This is a genomic window from Streptomyces sp. 891-h, from assembly GCF_022760275.1.
GTDB lineage: Bacteria > Actinomycetota > Actinomycetes > Streptomycetales > Streptomycetaceae > Streptomyces > Streptomyces spirodelae.
In genome coordinates, this window is sequence record NZ_CP050693.1 from 1 (window position 1) to 23051 (window position 23051).

Here is a 23051-nt window from a genome sequence, read left to right on the forward strand (position 1 = left end):
GCGCGCGGTCTGCTCCGCAGACACGACGCGACGCCGCTACGCGGCGTAAGACTGGCCCCTCCGGGGGCCAGTCCCGCCCCCTCCGGGGTCGGAGGCCCCGCCTCCGGCGTGGCCAACCGGCCCTGTGGCCTGTGGCGTTGCCTTGTTTTCCGGTCTGCGGACCAGTGTGGGGGTTGGGGTTGGTACGCGCCCCCTCCGGGGTCGCGTACCGGCGAACTGCGGGAAGGGGTGCGGTCCCGCCTGACTGCTCCTGTACGCATACCGGGGTCGATTTTGGCTTCCGGAATCACTCCCCCGCACCCTCCAGGGGCGATTCCCTGACTCCGAATCAAGTATGCACGATGGGGTCGGAATTGGGACCACAGCACACCACCCCGCATCCCAGCACCACACAGCCCGACCCTATAAACGCCGCACTAAAACCGCAGAAACGTCATCCAACCACTGACAAAAAGACGCGGCCCGTCAGTGATAAAGTTCCCTTACTGGCGATCAAGGCTTGGGAATAGATCCCTGTCTTCCCAATCTTGAGTGAATGCTTCCAGCATTCTCTCGTAGTGGCGGGTGAGCCTGTGGTCTACGTTCGCGAGAGAGCCGCTATGCCGCTTCTCGAGCTCACTCCTCAGCCAGTTCCATCGAAATCGGTGGGCGAAATACTGGACGACCTCTGCGGATCCGGACAACTCGCGCGAATCGAGGGCGTACAGGATGGCGATCTTCACTTCCTCCGACTCAGGAACTGATTCCACGCGAGCGGCGAGATCGGCCAATACGGGGTCGGCTGCGAGCGTGGAATGCTTCTGGTCAAGGATCGCGGATACCTCGCGGAATCCATTGACAAGCGCTTCGTAGAGCGCCGATTCAGGCATTGTGGTGCTCTCTATTCCATCAGGCGGTTGACTCATTGAGCCATATAAATTACCACCGCTCCTTGCGGCACCAGTAACGGCAGATGTGATCCCACGCCGTCCTGGCCAGGGCGGCGCAGCAATGCAGCGGGGATCACACCGTGAGGCTCGCGCGGATCAGGTTGGGGTCCGAGAGTCCGCCCGCCCTCTCGACTGCGGCGCTGCTGACACCAGCACCGCGCACGACCACATGGTCGATCCCCCACTGTGACGCCGAGCCTGAGGTGTGCGGCCGTGTCGGCAGGGCGTCCGGCGGCAGATCCACGGCGGCGAAACCCGTTCCCAGAGCCGATGCCACGGTGGAACGGCCAGTGTTGAAGTCACCGACGAGTACTGCCGGGCATCCCGTCAGCGTGGCGAGACGAGCGTTCCGTCAGTCTCAACCCTCCTGTCGACCTACCAGAGCTGCTCACACGTGGTGCCGTCGACGGCCCACTGACTTCCTGTGGCCGAGGAGTTGGAGGAAGCCGATCGTGTCCTTCTCGCGGAGTGTGCTGTGGTGAGCGGTGCTCAGTGGCCACACGGTGGGTGGCGGCGTCTTCCGGCGGGTGTTCTTTGGCAGGAGCGGTTGGGGTGGGCGGATTTTGCACTGCTCCGCGAAGTCGGTCAGACGCGGCAGCCGAGCTGCTCGAAGCGGGTCAGCGAAGAGACGGGCACCTTTGCTGTCGGTGATCAGCAAGTGGAGGAACACGGTGGCGCGGAGGAAGGGGCGCGCCCACGAGGGCACGGGATGGGTCATACAGCCCTGCCGGGCGTTCACCGAGTCGTGGAGTGTCAGGGTGCGGGCGTCCAAAGCGGCGTCGGTGACGCGGGCAGTGCGCAGCTGGGTCATCGAGGCAGCCGTGAAGCAGGCCGTGGCCAGCTGGGCCGCCAGGTGCGGGTGGGCGGTGGCGGCCTGGAGACGGCAGGTGATCAGGCTGCGGTCGGCGGCGGGCACAGAGGGCGGGGTGAAGCCGCATTCGTCGGCTGTCGGTGGCTGACAGGCACAGTGGTCGGCCTCGTCGAGGGAGCGCAGGGTGGTCAGTGCCGGCAGAGTGATCCAACGCCGTGACGGCTTGCCCGGAGCACCGGTCTCGGGCCGGGTGGCGGTTTCCTCGGCAGGCAGGAGTGCTTCCGCGTCCGCGAGGTAGTGGTCCGTTCGGCTCAGGGCCCTCTCCAGGACCGTGGGGACCTTTCGCCTGTGGCACACCAAGGCGAGGCGCAGCCCTGTCCTGGCGCGCAGGGCCAGCAGGTCGTCCAGGGCGTGGGGGTCGAGGAGATGGGCACGCAGGAGGGCCAGGTGTGTGACGGGGAGGGCGAGGATCCAGGCGGCGCACAAGGTCCAGGCCGGGCGGTGGTCGAGGGGGCGGTAGCCGGTCAGGGGGACGGGTTTGCCCAGGGCGGCGAGGATGTCGTGGGCAAGGGCGAGGGTGGAGCGGGTTCCGGGAGTCGGATGGATTGTCAGGCGGCCCTCGGCGGGGTCGTGGGCGGCCAGGGCGGCCCGGGTGTGGGTGACGTCGTCGTGCGGGTCGGTGACGAGTGCGATGGCCGGTGGGCTCGGGCAGGTCAGCATCAGGCGGCCTGGCGAGTGCGGAGTTTGCTGTAGGCCCAGCGCAGGAGGTCCTCGTCCGCGGTTTTGCGGCCGGTCTCCTGCAGGCCGGTGGTGAGGTGGTGGGTGATCTTCGCCCAGGCGCGGAAGTTTCCGTGGGCGGCTTCCTGGTCGCACAGTGCGATCAGGTCGGGGTCGGCGTCGGACCACATGGAGTGGAAGGCGGGGATCACGGTGAGGACTTCATCCAGGGGCATGCCGCCGATCTCCTGCCAGGCGTAGACCCCGGGATTCGAGCATCGGCTCGCTTTGCAGCATCTCGAAGCAGCCGTTGCCGCCGGTGAAGACGATCGTCAGGTCGGAGTCGGTGTCATCCCACAAGTAGCGCAGGTACTCGAAACACAGTTTTGACAACCATTGCGCCTCGTCACAGACCAGTACCCGGGGCTCTTCGAGTGCGCCGCGCAGCATGCGGTCGAACTCGATCGCGTGGGAGGGCGGGCAGCCGTGCAGGCCCAGGGCGTGGAAGAGCTCGTGCCGCAGGTCCCGGGTGGTGGGGCGGGCCCGGAACTGGATACGGCGGGTCAAGGTCGGTGCCAGTTCCCGAAGCGAAGCGTTGACCGCGAAGGACTTGCCGTTGCCGGCCTGCCCGTAGATACAGATCATTGCCTTCGCCTCGATCGCGGCCCGGACGTTCTCCTGAGCCCTCATAAGCGCCCACGTTCGACTTCGAGATCGCCGCGGCCGTCGACAACTGCTCCCCCCAGGCGCGGGGATGGCCCCTCGTGAGACCGCCCTACGCGCGCACGCTTGGACTGCTCCCCGCAGGCGCGGGGATGATCCCAGGGCGCCGATACTGAGGAAGGCCAGGGCCATCTGCTCCCCGCGCAAGCGGGGGTGGTCCGCTCAAGGGGCTCACGCAGAACCGGTGGGCCAAGTGGTCCCCGCGCGAGCGGGGGTGGCCCGTTGTACCGGGCGACACACGACCACTTCGAGGAGTGGTCCCCGCGCGAGCAGGGGCGGTCCGTTCGCGGTGCCCAGGGTCACCTCGCATCAGGGCGGACACGCGCCGGCATCCCACTCCCCCGCCACGAGCGCCGAGCAAACGCGGAACCCGATGGGGAGCCGCCGGTGACGCCTACAGCCTCGCAGCAGATCCGCCCGCCCGGGTCCGGAAGACACCGAGCCCGAACTCACCACAGCGGTCTACGGGTTAGATGAGCGCGCCGAGGACGCCGCCGGCCGGAACGAGTCGGGCGACGGCCGCCAGGCCCCCGGAGGACTGCTGAACGCTGCTGAAGAACGCGGTGCGCGTCCTCGCGGCGGACCTTCGGGGGGGGGAGCGAGTCAGGAGCTGCGGTGGATCGCCGGGGCACTTCCCGTCATTCCTCGAGTGCGGGAAGGCCGGCCAGGCCCGAGTCGAGCATGATGCAGCCGACGGTCAAGGTGCTTCTGTCGGCGCCGATGAGGGTCTCGACGCCGCCGGGAAGGAGATCACGCGGCCGGACCAGTCGCGCAGCTGCGTCCTGCTGACCATGCCGGCGATCGGCTTGGCGACGTGGCGGGCGAGGGTTTCGGCGAACGGCAAGGACCACGCCCGCAGTGGTGGCCAGCGTCCGGCGAGGAGTTGGGCGAGCATGGCGCCGTAGTGGTTGGCGTAGAGGATGCCTTCGATGACGGCGTGATAGCCGCCGTCCAAAGCGTGGCGGCCGGTCAGGCCGGCCGGTAGTGCGAGTGGCATGAGCTACGGCTACAGAACAGCACCTATAGCTGGACAAACAGGTATATAACGACACAACCCGGAAAGGACGATAGCCGTATATTCGCCTCCTCTCTTATCAGGTGAGTGCCATCCAGATCACACCCACGCCTGACGTCGCAGCGCACAGCACAAGGGAAAAATCAGCAAGCATACAGCGCGTCCAATGGACCCGCGGAGACTCCTTACCGACCGTTACTGCGTCACCTGATCGAAGCCAATTGTTGACTCTTCGCCCGGCCTCGCGACTTGCGCCTACAAAATGATCCAAGAGGGATCCACCAAATGCAAAAACCGAGATGGTGCAGCCTGAGCAAGTTTCGATTTTCAGTGAGCCGTCATCGCAGACCGAGACTTTATCGATGACCGACCTCGGAACGACATGCGTACGTAGGGGGTTAATCACCACGAGAATATTCACACGTAGGATGATTTTACAATTCGCAACCCTCCCACAAACACCCACAAGCCCCAGGTATACCGGTATTCCCTGCCAGCCGGTTTGGAATCCATGCACCGATGTAACCTTGGACACCGCCACGATCATTCCAACCCCAAGGCCCAGGGCAATTAGCCAGCTGAACACCAGCCAGGATCTGCGTCTCAATACAGTTGCTTTCACTGCCGCTCCCCCCGCAGTCTCCATCACACATCAATCCGCATCCCCCCGGATCGATCTATTTACTCTTCAGTATATCCCGATCTCGCTCCCCGGGCTCACGCCACCTGCACCACAGAATGCACTCGATAGGCCCGCATTGGTTTCAAAGTTGCTATGCGTGGCTTTCAAATTCAGCACCCTGCGGTATCCATGAATGGTGACGTTCCGTTTTTGGATCGATACACATGTTCGATGCGCGCGGTCCTACGATTGCGGATACTCCCCATCCCCCTCCCATCTTTGCGGCTACGAGTCCCCCATCACCACTCCACGCCAGGCTCTTGACAAACCGCCCATGCTGCCAGCTCCCGGTATTCACGCCGTCACCGGCGAAGGTCGCCCCGCAACGGCCGCCGTCATATTGCGCACGGCCCCACTCTAATGAATCCCGCCAGGTGCTCCCCTATTGTTTGCGGCGGGTAATGCACTGGACTCCTGGCCGTCAAACCGTGCGTTCTTACCGCGGGAGTACTCCGTCCATGCCTACTGACATTCAAAGCGTGGTGTCGTCATGGTGGCTGGCGCCGTAGGCCGGTTCCGGTGAGGCAACCGTCGAGGACGTCGGGGCGGTATTGGAGTTGGCGTAGGCCGCGTCGGATGGCAGTGATCAGGTCGTCGGGGTCGGCGAAAGCGCGATTGGCTGCGGTGGTGCGTCGCAGGACCGACCAGATGCCCTCGACCGGGTTGAGGTCGGGCGCGTAAGACGGCAGGTGGAAGACCGTGAGCCAGTCGCGGTCGGCGATGTAGCGGCGCATTCCGGCAGTGAGATGGGTGTTGAGGTTGTCCCAGATCAGCACGATCGGGCCGCCGAGCTGCTGGTGCGCGGTCTGGATCAGGTCGCGGTAGTCCTTCCAGGAGAACCTTTTGCGCCCGTCGGGCCGGGCGTCCGGGCAGGGCCGGTAGATCAGGCGGGGGCGTTCGCCGGGTTTGTAGCAGGCCAGCGCGGCGACCGATAAGCGGCGGCGGGAGCGGCCCCGGACGCGGACCACAGGGGTGTGACCGCGGCGGGACCAGGTGCGGGTGGTCGGCGGCGTCATCGAGAAGCCGGCTTCGTCCTCGAAGACGAGCCAGGCGTCGAGCGCCGCCACGGTCCTTCCACCTGGGGCCAGGCATCCTTCACCCAGCCGGCCACTGCCGCCTCGTCGCGCTCGATCGCGCGACGGGCGGGAACCTGGCAGCTCCAGCCGTGCCGCTTGAGCAGGGCGGCCACCCCTTGCACGGTGTAGCTCTTGTGGAACCGGCGCCCGATCAGGGTCTTGATCCGCGCCAGGGTCCAGGTCTGGTCCGGCCAGCCGTGCGCCACCGGCCCCTTGGCCAGCTCTTGCTCCAGCACGGCGAACAGGTCGTCGCTCAGCAGCGGCAGCGATGCCGGGCCCTTCGAGGCCAGGGCTCTGGTCCCGCGCTGTGACCAGGCTTTGCGCCAGCGCTGCACCGACCGGACGCTGACCCGCAGGTCGTGCGCGACGACCGCGTTCTCCTCGCCGTGCCGGAACCGCTCGGCCGCCTCCATCCGTAACTTCTCACGGAAGGACCGCCGTTCGTCGGTCAAGCCACCGCCCTGGGCATACCTCATGTACTCGTGATACCGCAGGGATCACGGGCCGTCAGCCCTACCGACACCACGCTTTGAAGGTCAGTAAGCAACCGGCGGCGTTCGACTCCGACATCAACTCGCGTGCCCGCATGCACTACCGCCCATTGCGCGCCCACAACCTTCTGCCTTGCGCCTGCCCTGCCGTTCGCAGACCCCACCAGCGCACGGGTACACGGGCCGCACGGCCAGGCGAGGCGCCATGCACCGGCATACAACCCGGGTGTTGCCCTGAGTGGCTGTTCGCGCCTCCGCGCGGGGTCCGGTCACAGGGACCGTTCCCGAGCACCGTCAAGCCGGTCGAGAGCTCCAAGAAGGCTAGGAGTGGGAACATCTCGCTGGCGGAGGAGAACCGGCGGCTCCGGGCCGCGCAGGAGTGCAATCGCCAGTTGCGGCGTCAGCGCACGGCACCGAAGAAGTGAACCGCGGATGCGCATCGGCTGCAAAGGCTCGGAAGAAGGCAGGGAAGCTGTCGGCCGCGAAGAGGCGACGCAGGGTGGGGGTGGCGAGCGGTTGACCAGCATGCCGGCCGGGCCGGTCTGCCACCGCGGAGCCGGGGGGACTGATCGCGTCCGCACGCCCGAGGACCTGGCTGAGGGCACCGACGAGTTCGGCAACCGGGTACGGGCAAGTGGATGCATGCCCAAGGGACTCGACCCGTCGCCCTCCAGCGTGTTCAACGTGGCACGAGGCGCAGGTGGGCTGGTGGGCCGGGGGAGGATTTCGGGCTGAGGGGCGCGGACCCAGCCGCGCCCCTCATGCACGAGGTCGCCGCCGACTTGTCGGCGGCTTTGACCGGGCTCGGGGAACGCAAACGGGAACGGTAAGTAGCCGCCCCCTCGCCGACCGTTCCTGCTCACTCATCCTTCGCCTCGATGGCGTTGCGCCAGACCGTGACGTCGAGCTTGACGTAGTCGCTCTGTTCCCTTTTGAAGGGCGCCCTCGGTAGGTGACGAGGGCGACGTGGCCCGAGCTGGTCTGGACGCAAATCTGGAAGCCGGGAGAGAGCTGGTCCAGCCCAACACTGTCGGTGAAGCGGGTCTCGTTGCTGCAGGTACGTCCTGGGCCGCTACAGCTTCACCCCCTCCACCCCCGCGCGGGGCTCTGCGGCCCCTGCGCGAACCGGACGCACCCGGCCTTGGTGAGGATGAGGACGACGATGGATCAGAGAAATGAGCCGTACGCCGGGCAGGCCGGTACGGGGCAGACCCAGGCGGCTCAGAGCACCGGGCGGACCGTTCACGCGGTGGTGGCGTGTGGTGGTGGCATCTGCGGTGGTGGCACCTGCCGCTTCCGCGGTGGCTGGCGATGCGGGCTCCCGCGTCCCGTCGAGCATGCCGACGAGCAAGGGCCCACTCTCTTGGCGGGCTTGCTGGTTCAGCGCATCGATGCCAGCCGGCGCAGGCGCCCGTCGTGGACTTCGGCTGTCTGGTCGACGGCGGTGAGGTGGGCGCGGTCGTGGGTGACCAGGACGGTGGCGGTGGCTTGCTGGTGGGTGAGGCGGAGGATCAGGTCGAGGACGGCAGCGCCGCGTTCGTGGTCGAGGGCGCTGGTGGGTTCGTCGACCAGGAGGACGGTGGGGTCGTTCATCAGGGCGCGGGCGATGTTGATGCGCTGGCGCTGGCCGCCGGAGAGCTGGTGAGGGCGGCGGCCTGCCTGGTCGGCGAGGCCGACGGCGTCGAGGAGTGCCATCGCGCGGTCGCGTGCGGTGCGGGGTTTGCGGCCGTCGATCTGGGCCATGACCTGGAGTTGTTCGGCGGCGGTGAGGGAGGGCAGCAGGTTGGGCTGCTGGAAGACGACGCCGATCTTGTGGCGGCGTAGTTCGGTGAGTTCACCGCGGGTCAGGCCGGTGGTGGTCCGGCCGTCGATGGTGACGGTGCCGGTGTCGGGCGTGATGAGGGTGGCGGCGACCGCGAGGAGGCTGGACTTGCCGGAGCCAGAGGGGCCGACGACGGCGGTCAGGTTGCCCTGGGGCACGTCCAGGGCAACCTGGTCGAGGGCGGTCAGGCGGGTCTCGCCGTCGGGGTAGGTGAGGGTGATGTCGGTCAGGTTCAGGCTCATCGAACGCTCCCCAGGGCGGTCAGCGGGTCGACGGAGGTGATGCGGCGGATGGACAAGGCGGCGCCGAGGGCTCCGAGGAGAATCGTCACGGCGGCGGGGAGCAAAACCCTTGTGGGGGTGAGGAGGAAGGGCACGGCAGAGCCGGAGACGAGGGCGCCGAGGCCGACGGCGATGCCGGTGCCGATCAGGGTGCCGCCGGTCAGCAGGATCACGGCCTGGCCGAGGGCGTCCTTGAGCAGGTTCGCGGTGGAGACGCCCAGTGCTTTGAGGACGGCGAAGTCGCCGCTGCGCTGGATGGTCCAGACGGTGAAGAAGGCGCCGATGACCAGGGCGGAGATGGCGAAGAGGAAGCCGCGCATCAGCTGCAGGGAGCCGTTTTCGGAGGTGTAGGAGCCGATCGCGGACAGCGAGTCGTCCACCGAGACCGTTTCGGTGCCCGCGGCCTCATCGGCGGCGCCGATGTCGGCGCCGGAGGTGGTGTTCAAAGCGATGACGCAGGTAGGCACCTGCCGGGCGAGCATCTCGAATCGTGTGGCTGATCAGCGGCCCGGCTGCGTTGAGGCGCTTGTTGTAGGCGGACTGCTGGGGCAGGTAGCGGAAGAGGTGAGCGAGCCGGTCGTGGGCGAAGCGAATCCAGTGCCGGGCCGAGGGGAAGCCCAGCAGGACCTGGGCGACTGCCAGGCACAGCAGTTCGCTGTCGGTGAGTCTCGGAGGTCGCCCGATCCGGCGACAAGGGGCCACATGGTCATCGATGAACACGTACAGTGCCGCCAGAAGGACGTCCAGGTTTGTCTTCACACACTGACCCACGGGCGCCCTTCGCCATGGTCGCGACCAGCACAAACATCGGACTCAATCACCTAGAGGTCGGCCAGTGTCGGCAGGCAGCGCTCGTCGCCCGTGGCAGCGAGGATCTGGGCGACCTCGCCGGCCAGGCGCGGGTGGTCGAGAACCGCCGCGAGGCGGTCCCGGACCCGCTCGAGGACGGCGGGCGGCAGGTCCGTGCGGTTGGCGATCACGCGACGGGTCGCCCGAACCGCTTCCCGGGCCACGTCTGCGTCGCCGTGGGCGCTCAGGTCGGCCAGTTCCGCGGCCAGGTGTTCCGATCCCTCCCAGCCGTACCCGCAGGCGTCGCGCGCTGCTCTTATGAGCCGGTCTGCCCACGTCGGCTCGCGGTCGCCGCGCACCCGGGCCAGCAGCAGGGAGAACAGGCGCACACGGGTTCGCGGGGCCAGCGCCCAGTGCTCCGCGAACACCTCCCGCGCGTTCCCGTAGCCGGCCGCCACGGGCAGTGGCAGCAGCGCCTCTTCGCGGGGGCCCAGGCACTCGCCGAGTGCGTCCAGCAAGGTGGCGTCGACGTCCTCGTCGTCCAGGTGGTGGCGCTGTGCCCGAACGTACGGCGGAAGGTCGCTCTCCGGCTCGTCGACCCGGTCGGCCCCGAGGAGCCGCAGCAGCCCCAGGGCGGCGCCGAACCTGGTGACGGCGTCGTGCTCCTCCGTCAGGAGGTCGCGCAGTTCGCACTCCGCCGCACCGTCGGAGGCGCCCGCCGTGCAACTGCCGAGTGCGGCGAAGAGTTGGAGGCGGACGGCGTCGTCCTCCTCCCGCTCCAGCCGCCGCCGGAGCGCAGTGCGCACGCCCGGCCCGGTCCCGCGGGTGTAGCGGAGTACGCACGCGGCGAGGGTGCGCACCTCGGCCTCGGGGTGGTCGAGCTGCGCGGTGAGCGCGCCGTCGGGTGCCGCGGTCGCGGCGTGGATGCGGGCGATCCAGCCTTGCTCTTTGCACGGGTCGAGACTCGGGTGCAGCGACACGTACTCGTACAGCCCCAGCGCGCCGGCGACCTCCGTCCGTGCCCGTGCCGCGGCCGGGTCCTCGACCGCGGCCGCGCCCACCCGGAGCTCGGACAGCAGGCGGTCGAGTGCGTCCAGGTCGCCGTCTCCTGAGCAGTAGAGCCCGAGTTCGCGTAGCGCGGCTGCGGCGTCGAAACGTTCCACGTACACCTCCAGAGGGGTTCGACGCGTCACGGTCGGTCCCCGGCCGGACCCGGAGACCATGTCGACCGGGGTCCGGCACGCCACCCCTCCCCCTGCAACCGGTACTAGGTGATTGAGTCCGATGTTTGTGCTGGTCGCGACCATGGCGAAGGGCGCCCGTTGGTCTGAGTGTGACTTCGAACCTGGACGTCCTTCTGGCGGCACTGTACGTGTTCATCGATGACCATGTGGCCCCTTGTCGCCGGATCGGGCGACCACCGAAACTCACCGACAGCGAACTGCTGTGCCTGGCAGTCGCCCAGGTCCTGCTGGGCTTCCCCTCGGCCCGGCACTGGATCCGCTTCGCCCACGACCGGCTCGCTCACCTCTTCCGCTAACTGCCCCAGCAGTCCGCCTACAACAAGCGTCTCAACGCAGCCGGGCCGCTGATCAGCCACACCATCGAGATGCTCGCCCGGCAGGTGCCCACCTGGCACGACGACCTGCGGCTGATCGACTCCACGCCGCTGCCGTGTGCGGCCTCCCGCGAGACCGTCAAACGCTCCAACCTGGCAGGGCACGCCGGATACGGCTACTGCCGCAGCCACTCCCGCTTCTTCTGGGGCTTCCGCTACTACCTGGTTACGACCGCCGAGGGGATGCCCGTCACCTGGTGCCTGGCCAACCCGAAGCTCGGCGAGCGCGAGGTGATGGCCGCGCTGCTGGAACGCGACCACCGCCTCGTCCGGGCCGGACAGGTGATCCTCGCCGACAAGGGCTTCGCCGGGAAGGAGTTCGAGACCTTCCTCGCCGACCGGCTGGGGGCTCACCTGGTGCGGCCGGACCGCAAGGACGAGCCTGTCCGGCACGGGAAGACCGCCCGCGTCCGCCAGTGGATCGAGGCTGTCATCGACACCCTCAAAGGACAGCTCAGCCTCGAACAACACGGAGCCAGAACCCCCGCCGGGGTCTCTTCGCCCGCACCAGCCAACGACTCCTCGCCCTCGCAGCCGGCATCTGGCACAACTGGACCACCGGCGCCAAGATCAAACGATCCCTGACCGCCTACGACCACTAACGACATCGGACTCACTCATCTAGGGAACTTCCGGGTCAGGTTCGGCTGCTTGGAGGCGTGGGTGGGTGGGTGGACTCAGACATGCAGGGTTGGCCGGTAGATGAGCTCTTGGGTGCGGCCGTCGAGCGTCCGGCTCTCAATCAGCTCGAGATCGAAGTCGGCCGCACCCTGGAAGACAGGGTCTACTCCGGTCAGGCCGTTGATCACGGGGAAGAGCGTCACCTGGACGCGGTCGACCAGACCGGCGGCCAGCAGCGCCCGGTTCAGCGACAGGCTGCCGTGCGAGCGCAACGGCACCTCGGATTCCTCCTTGAGTCGGGCGACGATGTCGACAGGGTCTCCGCTCACGACGGTCGCGTCCGGCCAGTCGAGGGGTTCTTTCAGCGTGGTTGACACCACCGTTGCCGGCAGGTTTCTCATCCGGGTGACCCAGGGGTCACTCAGCTCGGACTCCTCGATGCCCGAGGCCAGCATCTGGGAGTGCGCCCGATACGTGTTGGCCCCGAAGACCATCCGCTGCTCCTGGTCGTACAAGGCGAGGCGTCGCTCGAGGAACTCGGGACCTTGCTTGCCCCAGTAGCCGCCCCAGTTGCCGATGTGGGCGCCGTAGCCGTCGAGGGTGGAAAAGACGTCGAAGGTGTAGGTAGCGGTCACGTTGCTCTCCTCGAGTGCGGCTGATCAGGTTCAAGAGACAGACCGTGAACGACGACCGAACTCATCGCCGCTGGCCTTTCCGGAGCCCGGCCGCCCCCCCAGACGCGGCTCCAGGGCTTGACTCCGGCCAGGACGGTGGCATGGTCGGCGACACGGCGTGGGACGAAGAGCGCGGCACGCCGATCCACAGGTCTTGACGATTCCTCCACCCCAAGTCACATTTCCTGCAGCCGCCATACCCTGTGGCGTCATCGACCCGGACTTCACCACCTACTACAGAGTGCCCCCCTGGGCACTGTGACGAGCGGACGCGGACGACTCCGATACCGCCATGGACAAACTGCGCACCCGACCACCGGGCACGGGGGTGGCATATCACCAAGGACGGGCCGATGAACAGCAGTGCCCGCAATCCGGAGATCAAGGCAGTCCACACCACCTCCGGGCACCACGTGGCGATTGAGGCACTGAAGACACGCTCAGGGAACCTCAAACCGCAGATCAGCGTCACCCTCGTCTCGCCCTGTTACCAAGCCCCGGAAGGCACCGGCCTTCCCCGCGCCTGACAGAAGCCACCCGCGGCAGGCGCGATGACGTTCCCCATCAGGGCAGCAGGCGATCGGTGCTCGTGGCCGCTGGGTTGGGCTGGACGCACGGGGTTCTCCGCCGTGAGAGTCCGCGTCAGGTGAGCTCAGGGCCGGTGTCGATACAGGCGAGGATCACCAGCCTGAGCAAGGGCACGGGCAGCGGACAGGCAGTGCTCGGCCGCTCTACTGGGGTCCTGCTGGCCGGTGGCCTCCCGCAGGTGGGGCAGGCGCCGGCCAGAACAGTGGCGAGGGCGTCGTCGAGGACTTCCTCGCGGGCGAACCCGTCCCAGTCAAGCTGCTCCAGCAGCTCGAGGAGACGGTCAGGATCGGCTTCCAGGAGCTCCACCCCGGCGTCGGTGACACCCGCGGCCGCCATCAGCGTCGGCGACGGCAGCAGTGCCGGTCCTTCGGGAGCGCTGCCCTCGAAGCCGAGAGCAGCGTCCAGCAAGACCGTCTCGGCGTCGATGACGGCGCAGCGCCGCTCGGAAGGAGGTCCGGCGCTGCTGGCGTTCGTGGTCGAGGGCCTCGGGCCAGCGGGCGTCGTCCTGGGCGCGTGCGGCATCCAGACGGCCGGGGGGGTGTGGAGGAGCATGTGGGCCCGCCCGAGAGAAACCGGCACCTCTTCCTGGTCGGGCGGAGCCTGGCTGATCGGGTCGTAGAAGCTGCGACGGCCTGGGCGCACTCGCCCACCAACTGGGTGGTGGTCGCGATCAGGTGGGCATGACGGCGGCGCCGCGCCGGTGCCTGGGCGGTTCTAGTCAACGCGGCTTCTCCAGGAACACAGAGGACGGTGGAAAGGGCGGGGGAAATGGCCCGCCGGATAGTCGGAGGAACCGAACCGGGGCCGCAACAGCGAGGGCCGGCCGATCGTATGGGTGGGCAGCGCACCTGACGACTGATGAGCGGCGGCGGTGAGACCGGCGAAGGACCCCGGCGCACGGGCGGCCCGGGGGGTCCTTCGCTGTCCCGGGCCAGCGGCACCGCTTCCAGGCCCTGCACGCACTGTGGGGTGCGATGCCCGGGGATCCTGAGCTGCGGCATCGCACTGGTGTGCGTGTAGGCCCTGGGATCTTGGGACACTCCCCCGGCGAACTACGTGGCAGCCGGAGCGGGATCGGTGAACGAAATCGGCTTGCCGGTGGCGTGGGCATAGTCGATTTCCCTGCTCGTGGACTCGCCGATGTACCCGCCAGGGTTGACGACCAGAACCCGGTCTGCCAGGTCGATCTTGCGCAGGTGGAGGGCGCCCAGCGCCTTCTTCTGCTTGTCGGTGATCAACTCGTCTGCTTCGCCTGGCGCGACAACAATGACCCCGGCGAGGGTCAGATCGCGATTCGCCGCACGCATCTCGTCCACGAACCGGGTAGAGCCGCAGATGCAGACGATTTCAGGTCGGACGGGCACAGCTCAGCCCTTCGCTCGAACGGGACTCGCCAGCGTGCACGTTGGTACTGCAGTTGTACATCTCCTTGGCCCGCCGACCGTACGTGTTCCCGATCGCCTTGGCTAAGTGTTCGTTGCCCAGATCGCGGTCACGATGGGCGTTGACCGGCCGGTCAGCCGTCGGCTCGTTCCTTCTCGATCGCATTCCTCCTGCCGACCATGTCGATCTGCGCGCGGATCATCGTGTCGAACAGGGCCTCTGGATCGCCGTCAGGTCCGGCGTTCGCAGCCAGCAGCGAGGCGACTTGGCTGGCGAGGACAGTGACCACGTCGGCCGTCCCCACCGGGCCGCGGAACCTCGATCAGTTTGCGCACGGCGTCGTCGATGCGGTCCATGGCCTCCTCGCCCTGGAGGAACAACCCGAGTCGGTCGGCGAGGAGCATCCGAACGACCGCCACACCGTCGGCCAGGGCGGTGTCCACGTTGTAGTCGGCGCGTGCCTTCTCCGTCTCCTTGAGCACGGCCGGAATCGTGTACGTCGGCTGCTCCGGGATGAGGCCCTCCTTTCGCCCCTGCGGCACCGCCGGCGGTGCGGCAGGCCCGCCCTACGGCTGCCTTGCAGGACGGGCATTCGACACGGCTCATCCACGAGCGCACGAGATCCCTCTCGGCATCGGAGCGGAGGTGACGTCGCCGCTCGCCGCCCCACGGGATGCTCTGCGATCCGTTCTCCACGCCCATTGCCCCCTGGGTCCGGTGGTGTGTGCCGTCATCGGTGCCGTGATGATGACCGTACCTGCGGTGGCGGCCCCTCAGCGGTCGAGCGGGAGAATGCCGTCCAGGCCGCTCTCGTAGAGGATCTGTCGGACCGTGTCGTCCAGGGTGCTGGCCGCGTCGATAACGGTCTCCAGGCCGTTGGGGAGCAGGTCCTTCTCTCGGTACCAGTCGCGTAGGTGGCCCTCGTTGACGTGCGCAAGGTACTCGGCATCTGGCTTCGTCGCGTGCCGGAGCACCGTCTCCTCGAAGGGCACGTGCAGGTAGTAGCACCGTGTGACGCCCTGGTGGGCGCGCACCAGGTTCTGCAGCATCGTGCCGTAGCGGTCGGCGTACAGGATACCTTCGACGACGACGTGGAAGCCGTGGTCCAGGGCGTAGCGGGCGGTGAGGTCGATCAGGCCGATGTTGGCGCCGCCGGGCCGGTCGCGTTCGCGCAGCACGATTCGGCGGAGGTTGTCCTGGGCGACGATGGCGAGGTTGCGCCCGAACTTTTCGCGCAGGCCGGCCGCGACGGACGACTTGCCCGAGGCGCTGTTGCCTCGGAGCACGATCAGGCGCGTGTCGCTGGTCCCCACGGTGCCGTGCGCGGCCTCAGTCACCGCGGCTGACCTGGATGCGGTGCTCGTGGAAGTGCTCCCAGTCCATGACCAGGCGGAAGCGGCAGTGGGCCTCCAGGCGCTCCGCGTCGGCCGGCTCCTCGCCGCGCCGGACACGGGCGTCGCCGGATTTCACGAGTTCCGCGACAGCGAGCCGGACGTCGTCGATGTCCTGGCCTGTGGCTGCCGCAAGCCGGTCCAGGGAGGTGACGGCCTTTGTCGGTTCACCCAGATCGTCGACCAGGTGGTCGATGAGGGTGTCGAGGAGCGGGCCGGTGCGCATCGTCCAGCGGATCCCGTCGAGGCGCTCGGTGAGTTCGGGGTCCAAGGGCAGCAGGTCGCCGGGCAGCGCGGCGGGCATCGACCACCGGGTGCCGTCCGGCGTCTCCTCGCGGCGGGCCAGGCCCCACGTCAAGGAGAGCTCGGACAGGTCCCGCACAGTGGTGGGCACCGGGAAGCCGGCTGTCGTCAGCATGGCGCTGAACTGCTCCCAGCGGGCCGCCTCGCATGCCTCACGGCCCTCGGGCGCGGCCTCGTAGTCCCATTCCTCATCCGGCCAAGAAAAGGTGAGGGGACCGTCGAGGTCACCGCGGATCATGTCCCAGTGCCCGTCGAAGATCTCGTGTACCAGGTCGTCCAGGGAGCCGGTGGAACCAGGCTGGCACGCGTCCCGATCAGCACGGTCAGCGGGAAGCCCTGACGGGGCAGGACGTGCTCCCAGCCCGACACCCACCAGTCGTTGTGCATCGCCATGTCCCGGGCGCGGCCCGGGAACAGACGCCTTCTCAGTCATCCGCAGCTCTTCCTCGAAAACGCCTCGATGCTCGCAGCGTACGCAGCGAGACCCGGCAGGTTCTCACGGCCGTCCCATCCACGTCTGGTGGTGCGGGGCGACGCGCAGCTGCTCGCGGAGGCGGCCGCACAGCACTCCGGCGCGGGTGCGGCCCTCCAGGACCTGCAGTCCGCTGTCCGCCGGGTCCAGGAGGCGCCGGTCGACGAGGAGCGGCGGGCGCATCCACGTCCCGTGGTCTTCCCAGTGCCGGCCGACTTCCGGGGGCCGCGCCTTGACCCAGTACACCGGGTCGGCGGCGTAGCTCTCGATGCAGCCGGCGTCGTTCTCGCCGGTCGGCATGGTGGGAAAGGCCGCGGCCGGAATCGTCTCCAGCTTCCAGGTGATGGCGCACAGATCGACGTCTCCGTAGTCGTCCACGAAGTGGCCGTTGTCGCCGTGGTCGAAGAGGAAGTCCCTCAGGACATCGTTGGGCCATTGCAGGGCGGCCAGTGCCGGGTCGGCGCGGAAGCGCTCGAAGCTGAGGCCGCCGTCTTGGCGGCGGGCCAGCAGCGGGCCGAGGTCGCTGAGCTTCATGTCAGGCACCGCTCTCAGCCCGTAAGGGACGGTTCCGGGCCCGGTGTCCCGGTCGGCCGTGCCGATGCGGGTGAACCCGGCTCAGGCCGGGACGCGGCCGAAGGCGGGGTTGTCAGGGTGGTGCATGGCCTCCAGCCGGTTGAGGCCGGCGGTGGTGAAGGCGACAGCGACGACCTGGTGGGCGGCCTGGGCGGCGTAGTCGTTGCCCCAGCTGTCGTCCCGGGGGATGTAGCTGGTGGTGCCCGTGGTCGGAGTGCGTCGGCGCAGGGAGGTCAGGCCGATCAGGTCGTCCGCGTGGAGGATGCCCCAGCTCCACTGCGCGCGGGGGCTTTCGGCGGCTCGGGCGAGGGTCGCGCGGACCTTCTCGTGGGCCTGTTCGGGGGTGAGGGGCTTGCCGGTGGTGTACCGGATGGATGCCCCGCTGTAGATGCGGGTGAGGGCCGGGGGCGTCATCGAGGGCCAGGGCGCACAGGGCCACCATGCGGCGTCAGCTTCTTCGCGGTGGGCCGGTCGGCGGGGTCGGGTGCCAGGCACGCGGTGATGGCGTCTTCGAACTCTGGGAAGGACCAGGCCGGACGTCGTCTCAGCGCGGTGGTGGTGCCCCGGGCGATGACGGCCAGCTTCTCCAACCGATCGAGGTCGTCGCCGTAGGCGACGGGGCTCTGTCCGGTCCAGCACCAGAACAAGGAGGCGCTCAGACTCCAGATGTCGCCGGAGGGTTGTGCCTGGATGTGAGTGTCGGCGGGGGTGTCGAGGATCTGCGTGGCGAGCTCGGGGGCGGTGGTGTGGGTGAGCGCGCCCCGGTATGGGACGCGGCGGCCGTCGCCGGGGCCACAGGCGAGGGCGTAGTCGATGACGGCGGCGTGGCCGTCGTGGGTGACCAGGGTGTTGGTCGGCTGGACGTCGGCGTGGGCCCACCCGGCGGCGTGCATGAGCGCGAGGCTCTCCGTCCAGGTGCGGGCGATGCCCGCGAGCCAGGGGCGCACCGAGGCGCGGTTCTTTTCGGGAAGCATACGCCTTGTCCGCCCGCACGCGATCGGGGCGGACGCGTGGCCAACCCGGCCCGATACGGGGCACCCGGACTTTCTCCAGCACCGGTTCGAGTTGCGGCGAGTCCCCGCGGTGCCCGGCCGTGACGACGATCGGCGTGGGCTTCTGCCCCTGCTCAACCGCCAAGTGCAGCTTGGTGGTGAACCCGCCGCGCGAGCGTCCCAACCGTGATCACCAGGCTCGGTAAACACACCGACCGGCGGTTCCTCCTCCAGGTCGCCCGGTTTCGAGCACCGGCCGCATGCTGGTGAGCGCGGCACACAGGGGAATCGACGCTCAGGTCCCACCTGATCGCCCCCTTTGCGTCGGCCAGGGCTTGAAGGCGGGTGAGGATCTCCGCTGCCAGGTTCCGTTCCGCTACCGACGGAAAGGTCATAGACCCGGCCCCACGGTCCGTACTCGGCGGGCACATCCCGCCACGGCACACCGGTCCGCGCCCGAAACCGTATGCCGTCGATCAACTGCCGCCGAGGCCAGACGGACGGCCGGCCTGTCTTCGTGCCCTTCGGGAGCAACGGCTCCAGCACCGCCCACTGCTTGTCCGTGAGATCTCCCCGCGCCAGGAACCGTGATCATTCACAGCTCGAGATCCACTTTCGATACACAGCGGGCGGGCCCACCCACCTTCCTCAACTACTGCCGCGGGGGGAGTGGACGGTGAGATCACCGTGTGCGGCCAGAGCGGTGGCCAAGTCATCCGGCTGGTCGCGCAGGGTGGTGTCGAGGAAGGCGAGCGAGGCGGCGGCGGTGATGCGCGGTCCGTCGGTACGGCCCTGTGATCCGACAATCGACTCCACCGGGGGGAGGTAGAGCGGTGCGTCGGTGAACGTGAGGTGTGCCGCGCCGGGGACGGTGAGCCGGTAGCTGGTCGCGCCGCTCAAGCCGAGCACGTGTGTGAGGCGGGGGATGTAGTCGGGGTCGATGTCCCGGTGGACGTCCTGGGTCAGCGCCAGCACCGGTTGCGGGAAGCGTGTCGGGGCGGGGCCGTGTGGAAAGCCGTCCAGGTCGATCACGGCGTCGAACCGGGTGTCCTGGCGAGCCGCTTGCAGGGCGGAGCCTCCGCCGAGGGAGTGACCGGCAACGGCCACTCGGCCGGTGTCCATCCGCCCGCCCACCGGCCCCGCGAGTTCACCTCGCGCGACACGGTTCAGTTGAGTAAGAACGAAGCTCAGGTCGGCGGCACGGATTGCGGTCCACTCGGCCGCCCGCTTCTCGTCACGGTCGGCGTCACCCGTGGCGGTGACCTTCGTGCGGATGGTCCGACCGTCGGCGAGGACGACGGCGGCCGAGTCGTAGGGATGGTCGAGGGCCGCGACGACGTAGCCGTGGCTGGCCAGTTCCTGCGCCCATGCCGAATTCTGGGTACGCACTCCACCCAGCCCCGGGGAGAACAGCACGACCGGGAAACGTCCGCTGCCGTCGGCCACCGGCGCGTCGACCACCGCGTGGGTACGGGCGCGGGGCAGGCCGTCGAGGAGGAAGGCGGGTACGCCGACGTAGTCGGCGAGGGCGTCGGAGACGATGTCCGCCTCACGGTCCGAGCGTCCGAGGTAGGCGGCGCGCTGCGCGTCCGCCGGGCTCTTTCGCGCCGGGTACCACAACTGCACTACGACGGTGCGCCGGTCGTCGTCGGGGGTGGCGTTCTCGGGGCGGTCGGTGTCGGTCCACTGCACCACGCTGGTGCCCACGGCGAAGGAGCCGGACGGCGCCGGGAACGTCGGCACGGGCAGGGCCCAGGCGGCAGCCGGGCCGACCGCTATCAGACACAGGCACACCAGCGACGCCGGCAGGGCCGCCCACCATCGGGCCCTGCGCGGCGGCCGACCGCTGCGCGCCCGGAGTTCGGCTGCGACGGCGAACGGCAGGACGAGTGCGGCGCCGGTCAGTACGGGCACCATCTGCCACCGCAGCGAACTCCACACCAGCGCCACGCCGGACAACAGCACCACCACCGAGGCGCTGAACGCGGTCGGCCGACGCGTGCGTCGGGGAAGCCAGCGGGCCGTCACGAGCGCGACGGCACTTGCCACAACCACGATTTCCAGAGAGGACATGTGAAGACCCGGCAGTGTTTCTGTCACACCGCCATGCTGGGTGCGCCACCGTCGTCCCCGCATCAATCCCAGGGCGCGACCATGTGCGACCTGAGGTTGACGTGGCCTTCATCCGAAAGCCGTACGGAAGCGTTCGCGCAGATCGCCGAGACGGTCGGCGGGTTCGTTGGCGAAGACCAGCCGCAGATACCTCTCGCCCCTGGGCCCCCATCCCGTCATCGGCGTCGCGGCGACCCGTCCGTGACGGAAGAGGCGCTCGGACGCCTCACCCGGAGCCAGTCCCAGCGCGGCGGTGTCGAGAAGAAGGGACCAGCCGCCGTGCGGTCGTACGAGCGGGTATCCGTCGAGCTGCTGCATCACGATGTTCCGGCGCTGCTCCCAGACGCGCGTGGCCGCGGCGACGTCCTCGTCGGCGTCGGACGCGTCCAGCGCCGCGGCGACGGCTTGTTGGGCGATTCCCACCTGGCACACCACGTTGGTCATCCCCACCAGGGCGACGTCCGAGATGATCCGGGAGGGACCCACGACCCAGCCCACCCGCCAGCCGATCAGGCGCAGTTCCTTTGACGCCGATCCGACGGTGACGGTCCGTTCGGCGAGGGCGGGGTGTGCGGCCGGGTGCGCCGGGCGGTTACCGTCGAACAGGATGCGTTCCATCGCCGCGTTGTGGATCAGCCAGCAGTCGTGCCTCTCCAAAACGGGAGCGAGGGCGTTCCAGTGACTCGGGCCGAGCAGTGCACCGGAATCGCTCCAGTTCTCCGACGATCATGGCGAGTTCGTCGCCGCGCCCGGAGAACATCCGGCCGCGCTTGGGCAGCCCGTTCAGCGCGGGGGTGATCTCCCGCGGGAGGGTGATCTTCACCCGCTGCCCCATCACGACCGTGCCGAAGAATATTCCGCCATTGATGTGGTTCTCCACAGGGTGCGGATCCTTTCGGGTGGCTGAGCTGGGAAGACGCTGATTGGCGTGTAGGCAGTGCTGTCGTAGTCCTACCGTGACGGGTGGAGGTGGGGCGCCGTGGTGTCTTTGCCGGAAGAGCTTCAGGCCCGGGAGGCTGCGGCTCGGCAGCGAGCCGAGGAACTTGAGGCCCAGGTCGTGGAGTTGGCCCTGCGGCTGGAGAAGTCGCGAGAGGTTCTGTCACGGCTGGAGATCACGCGGGAGACGGTCACGGAGGTCCTGGCTGAGCTGTCGGCCACGGAGAGTGATGCCGGGCCGGACGTGCCAGCGGGGCAGGTGCCAGGGCCGGAGAAGACATCGGCGCCTCACGGTGTCGGGGTGAAAATGGTGCCGCCCTGGCGGGAGGGACTGGTGACGGCGGTACTGCCGGACATGTACCGGGACATCGTAGAGGTCATTGCGGACGCGCCGGGCCCGTTGCAGGCCAAGCAGATCGTGCCGCGGGTCGGGCTGGAGGCCACGACCGGGAAGATCGAGGGGACCCGGGGGAAACTGAAGCGGCTGGTGGAGCGGGGCTGGCTGGACGAAGATGCGCCGGGACGGTTCGGCCTCGCCCGTCGCGGGCCGGGTGCCAACCGGGCCAACTCCTAGTACTGCAACGGTGCTTGCGGTGACTGGTGGCCAGGTGATGGGCTGTGTCCGCGTCGTTTGTAGTGGCTGGTGCGGGCCTGGTGTTGTCGCCTTCGGCGCCAGGTCGACCAGTGCAGGATGTGCTCGACGGGTGTGGGGCGGCGGTCGATGAGGCGGGTGATCAGCCGCCGTATTTCGGCGAGGCTGAGGTGGACGAGCTGGGAGGATCCGTTTCTGCTTTCCCAGCCTCCAGCTCACGGGCCCGCAGGACGGTCAGGCAGGCGTGGGCGGCCATGGCCAGGGTCACGTGGCGGTGCCAGCCGGGGTAGCGGCGGACCTGGTAGTCGTCCAGGCCGCACTCCTGCTTCGCGCTCTGGAAGCATTCCTCGATGGCCCCATCGGCTGCCCGCGATGCGGATCAGCTCGTCCAGTGTGGTCTCGGCGGGGCAGTAGGCGATGTAGTAGGAGATCTCCTGCGGGCGGACAACGCTGCGGCGGGCGATCACCCAGTGGCGGCGGTCAGGCCGGTGCCAGGGCCGCACCTCAACGCGTGCCCAGTCGTAGATCCGCAGGCCGTGAGCCCCGCTGCCGCAGGAACGGCGCTTCCATTTCTGCCGGGCGAGGCCGTTAAACAGGTCGTGGACGGGATGGTCGATCGCCCAGCGGGTGACCACGGTGTCGTGCCGGGTGGTGGCCATGACGTGGAAAACGTCCGCCCGCTCCAGTTCCGACCGCCAGCCCTTGGAGAAGCCGTAGGCGGCATCCGCGGTCACCCACCGAAACGGGATCTTGTCCGCGATCGCGCGGCGGACCATCGCCTTGGCCATGGCCACCTTGGTCTCGAAGGCGACCTCGTCACTGACTCCGGCCCGGCGGCACCTTTCGCGGTCGTCGGTCCAGGAGGTGGGCAGATACAAACGCCGGTCGATCAGCGTCCGCCCGCGATCGGTGGCATAGGCGAGGAAGACCCCGACCTGGCAGTTCTCCGTCCGCCCGGCGGTGCCGGAGTACTGCCGCTGCACCCCTGCCGACCGCGTCCCCTTCTTCAGAAAGCCCGTGTCGTCCACGACCAGGACAGCGTCCCGGTCACCGAGGTTGTCGACCACATACCGGCGCACATCGTCGAGCACCTCATCGGCGTCCCACTCGACCCGGTTCAGCATCCGGTGGATACGGTCCGGGCTCGCGTGGCCGGCCTCCTCCGCCAGCGTCCAGCCGTTCTTCCGCTGCAGCGGAGCGATCAGGCCCCGCATGTAGGCCAGTGCCGACTCCCGGGGCTCCGACCTGCTGAAACGGTGCACGAACCGCGCATGCACCGCTTCCAGCTCACCAGCCCACACCCCGACATCACCAAGGTCCCCACCCATAGCCACACCAACGACCAACCTGGCCACCAGTCACCGCAAGCACCATTGCAGTATTGGACGCCGCCGAGGCGGTAGAGGGGCACGTGGGGCTCTTCCCGGCGGCGCTGCCAGGCGCTTCCCCCTAGACTCTCC

Annotated in this window: 25 protein-coding genes and 5 pseudogenes; 3 read left to right on the forward strand and 27 right to left on the reverse strand. The window is 68.4% G+C overall.

Annotated elements, in window-relative coordinates; all coding sequences use genetic code 11:
* Window positions 1-482: 482 nt before the first annotated feature.
* From HC362_RS00005 to HC362_RS00060, 12 genes and pseudogenes are all read right to left on the reverse strand, one after another.
* Window positions 483-869 carry a hypothetical protein gene (locus HC362_RS00005; protein WP_243081599.1) on the reverse strand — a complete coding sequence of 129 codons (387 nt, stop codon included), beginning with the start codon at window positions 867-869 and terminating at the stop codon, window positions 483-485.
* Between the two features lie 133 nt (window positions 870-1002).
* Window positions 1003-1260, reverse strand: a complete 258-nt coding sequence (locus HC362_RS00010) for an endonuclease/exonuclease/phosphatase family protein (protein WP_347568527.1) — start codon at window positions 1258-1260, stop codon at window positions 1003-1005.
* A 57-nt stretch (window positions 1261-1317) separates the two neighbouring features.
* A complete protein-coding gene (locus HC362_RS00015; RefSeq protein ID WP_243081601.1) occupies window positions 1318-2460 on the reverse strand; it encodes a hypothetical protein in 1143 nt (380 codons plus the stop codon).
* Complete coding sequence (locus tag HC362_RS00020; RefSeq protein WP_243081602.1) at window positions 2460-2693, reverse strand: hypothetical protein; 234 nt, start codon at window positions 2691-2693, stop codon at window positions 2460-2462. The genes HC362_RS00015 and HC362_RS00020 overlap by 1 nt, the downstream gene beginning before the upstream one ends.
* Window positions 2680-3147, reverse strand: a complete 468-nt coding sequence (locus tag HC362_RS00025) for an ATP-binding protein (RefSeq protein ID WP_243081603.1) — start codon at window positions 3145-3147, stop codon at window positions 2680-2682. Before HC362_RS00025 ends, HC362_RS00020 begins: the two co-directional genes overlap by 14 nt.
* 730 nt (window positions 3148-3877) lie before the next feature.
* Window positions 3878-4177 (reverse strand): hypothetical protein, encoded by a 300-nt coding sequence (locus HC362_RS00030; RefSeq protein ID WP_347568403.1) that lies wholly within the window; start codon window positions 4175-4177, stop codon window positions 3878-3880.
* A gap of 1188 nt (window positions 4178-5365) precedes the next feature.
* A complete protein-coding gene (locus HC362_RS00035; RefSeq protein ID WP_243088290.1) occupies window positions 5366-5893 on the reverse strand; it encodes a transposase in 528 nt (175 codons plus the stop codon).
* Window positions 5890-6429 (reverse strand): winged helix-turn-helix domain-containing protein, encoded by a 540-nt coding sequence (locus tag HC362_RS00040; protein ID WP_243081604.1) that lies wholly within the window; start codon window positions 6427-6429, stop codon window positions 5890-5892. The genes HC362_RS00035 and HC362_RS00040 overlap by 4 nt, the downstream gene beginning before the upstream one ends.
* Before the next feature lie 1395 nt (window positions 6430-7824).
* Window positions 7825-8508 (reverse strand): ABC transporter ATP-binding protein, encoded by a 684-nt coding sequence (locus tag HC362_RS00045; RefSeq protein WP_243081605.1) that lies wholly within the window; start codon window positions 8506-8508, stop codon window positions 7825-7827.
* Window positions 8505-9002: pseudogene (locus HC362_RS00050) on the reverse strand (ABC transporter permease); the annotation flags it as partial. The pseudogene HC362_RS00050 and the gene HC362_RS00045, both read right to left, overlap by 4 nt.
* Window positions 8953-9306, reverse strand: a complete 354-nt coding sequence (locus HC362_RS00055; RefSeq protein ID WP_243088939.1) for a hypothetical protein — start codon at window positions 9304-9306, stop codon at window positions 8953-8955. The pseudogene HC362_RS00050 and the gene HC362_RS00055, both read right to left, overlap by 50 nt.
* Window positions 9307-9368: 62 nt before the next feature.
* A complete protein-coding gene (locus tag HC362_RS00060; RefSeq protein WP_243081606.1) occupies window positions 9369-10499 on the reverse strand; it encodes a hypothetical protein in 1131 nt (376 codons plus the stop codon).
* 170 nt (window positions 10500-10669) lie between these two features.
* Between HC362_RS00060 and HC362_RS00065 the strand changes: the two are divergent.
* Window positions 10670-11556 (forward strand): annotated as a pseudogene (locus HC362_RS00065) (IS982 family transposase).
* Between the two features lie 75 nt (window positions 11557-11631).
* On the opposite strand, the gene HC362_RS00070 reads toward HC362_RS00065, so the two are convergent.
* Entirely contained in the window at window positions 11632-12210 is a 579-nt protein-coding gene (locus HC362_RS00070; protein WP_243081607.1) for a dihydrofolate reductase family protein, read from the reverse strand.
* A 392-nt stretch (window positions 12211-12602) separates the two neighbouring features.
* Here HC362_RS00070 and HC362_RS00075 point away from each other — a divergent pair, with 392 nt between their 5' ends.
* Window positions 12603-12776: a hypothetical protein gene (locus tag HC362_RS00075; RefSeq protein ID WP_243081608.1), complete on the forward strand. Its 174-nt coding sequence runs from the start codon at window positions 12603-12605 to the stop codon at window positions 12774-12776.
* Between the two features lie 115 nt (window positions 12777-12891).
* Here HC362_RS00075 and HC362_RS00080 read toward each other — a convergent pair whose 3' ends face one another.
* The 13 genes and pseudogenes from HC362_RS00080 to HC362_RS00140 form a co-directional block, all read right to left on the reverse strand.
* Window positions 12892-13479: a hypothetical protein gene (locus HC362_RS00080; protein ID WP_243081609.1), complete on the reverse strand. Its 588-nt coding sequence runs from the start codon at window positions 13477-13479 to the stop codon at window positions 12892-12894.
* Between the two features lie 410 nt (window positions 13480-13889).
* Window positions 13890-14201 (reverse strand): hypothetical protein, encoded by a 312-nt coding sequence (locus HC362_RS00085; RefSeq protein ID WP_243081610.1) that lies wholly within the window; start codon window positions 14199-14201, stop codon window positions 13890-13892.
* 249 nt (window positions 14202-14450) lie between these two features.
* Window positions 14451-14702, reverse strand: a complete 252-nt coding sequence (locus HC362_RS00090; RefSeq protein WP_243081611.1) for a hypothetical protein — start codon at window positions 14700-14702, stop codon at window positions 14451-14453.
* Window positions 14703-14993: 291 nt separating this feature from the next.
* Window positions 14994-15557: an AAA family ATPase gene (locus tag HC362_RS00095; RefSeq protein WP_243081612.1), complete on the reverse strand. Its 564-nt coding sequence runs from the start codon at window positions 15555-15557 to the stop codon at window positions 14994-14996.
* Window positions 15550-16347 (reverse strand): DUF6042 family protein, encoded by a 798-nt coding sequence (locus HC362_RS00100; protein ID WP_243081613.1) that lies wholly within the window; start codon window positions 16345-16347, stop codon window positions 15550-15552. The genes HC362_RS00095 and HC362_RS00100 overlap by 8 nt, the downstream gene beginning before the upstream one ends.
* A gap of 63 nt (window positions 16348-16410) precedes the next feature.
* Window positions 16411-16920: a hypothetical protein gene (locus HC362_RS00105; protein WP_243081614.1), complete on the reverse strand. Its 510-nt coding sequence runs from the start codon at window positions 16918-16920 to the stop codon at window positions 16411-16413.
* Between the two features lie 81 nt (window positions 16921-17001).
* Entirely contained in the window at window positions 17002-17373 is a 372-nt protein-coding gene (locus HC362_RS00110) for a GNAT family N-acetyltransferase (protein WP_243088291.1), read from the reverse strand.
* Window positions 17370-17933, reverse strand: coding sequence for a protein kinase (locus HC362_RS00115; RefSeq protein ID WP_243088292.1), 564 nt, complete (start codon window positions 17931-17933; stop codon window positions 17370-17372). The genes HC362_RS00110 and HC362_RS00115 overlap by 4 nt, the downstream gene beginning before the upstream one ends.
* Window positions 17934-17979: 46 nt before the next feature.
* Window positions 17980-18135: pseudogene (locus HC362_RS00120) on the reverse strand (IS5/IS1182 family transposase); the annotation flags it as partial.
* A 266-nt stretch (window positions 18136-18401) separates the two neighbouring features.
* A pseudogene (locus HC362_RS00125) lies at window positions 18402-18497 on the reverse strand (IS5/IS1182 family transposase); the annotation flags it as partial.
* Between the two features lie 102 nt (window positions 18498-18599).
* Window positions 18600-20024, reverse strand: coding sequence for a hypothetical protein (locus HC362_RS00130; protein ID WP_243081615.1), 1425 nt, complete (start codon window positions 20022-20024; stop codon window positions 18600-18602).
* 108 nt (window positions 20025-20132) lie between these two features.
* Complete coding sequence (locus HC362_RS00135) at window positions 20133-20720, reverse strand: aminotransferase class I/II-fold pyridoxal phosphate-dependent enzyme (protein ID WP_243081616.1); 588 nt, start codon at window positions 20718-20720, stop codon at window positions 20133-20135.
* The gene (locus tag HC362_RS00140; RefSeq protein ID WP_243088940.1) at window positions 20656-20943 is read right to left on the reverse strand and encodes a hypothetical protein; all 288 of its coding nucleotides are present in this window, start codon (window positions 20941-20943) and stop codon (window positions 20656-20658) included. Before HC362_RS00140 ends, HC362_RS00135 begins: the two co-directional genes overlap by 65 nt.
* Window positions 20944-21042: 99 nt before the next feature.
* On the opposite strand from HC362_RS00140, the gene HC362_RS00145 reads away from it, so the two are divergent.
* Entirely contained in the window at window positions 21043-21573 is a 531-nt protein-coding gene (locus tag HC362_RS00145; RefSeq protein ID WP_243081617.1) for a hypothetical protein, read from the forward strand.
* Window positions 21574-21733: 160 nt separating this feature from the next.
* Here the strand turns inward: HC362_RS00145 and HC362_RS00150 are convergent.
* Window positions 21734-22919, reverse strand: a pseudogene (locus tag HC362_RS00150) (IS701 family transposase).
* Window positions 22920-23051: the final 132 nt, after the last annotated feature.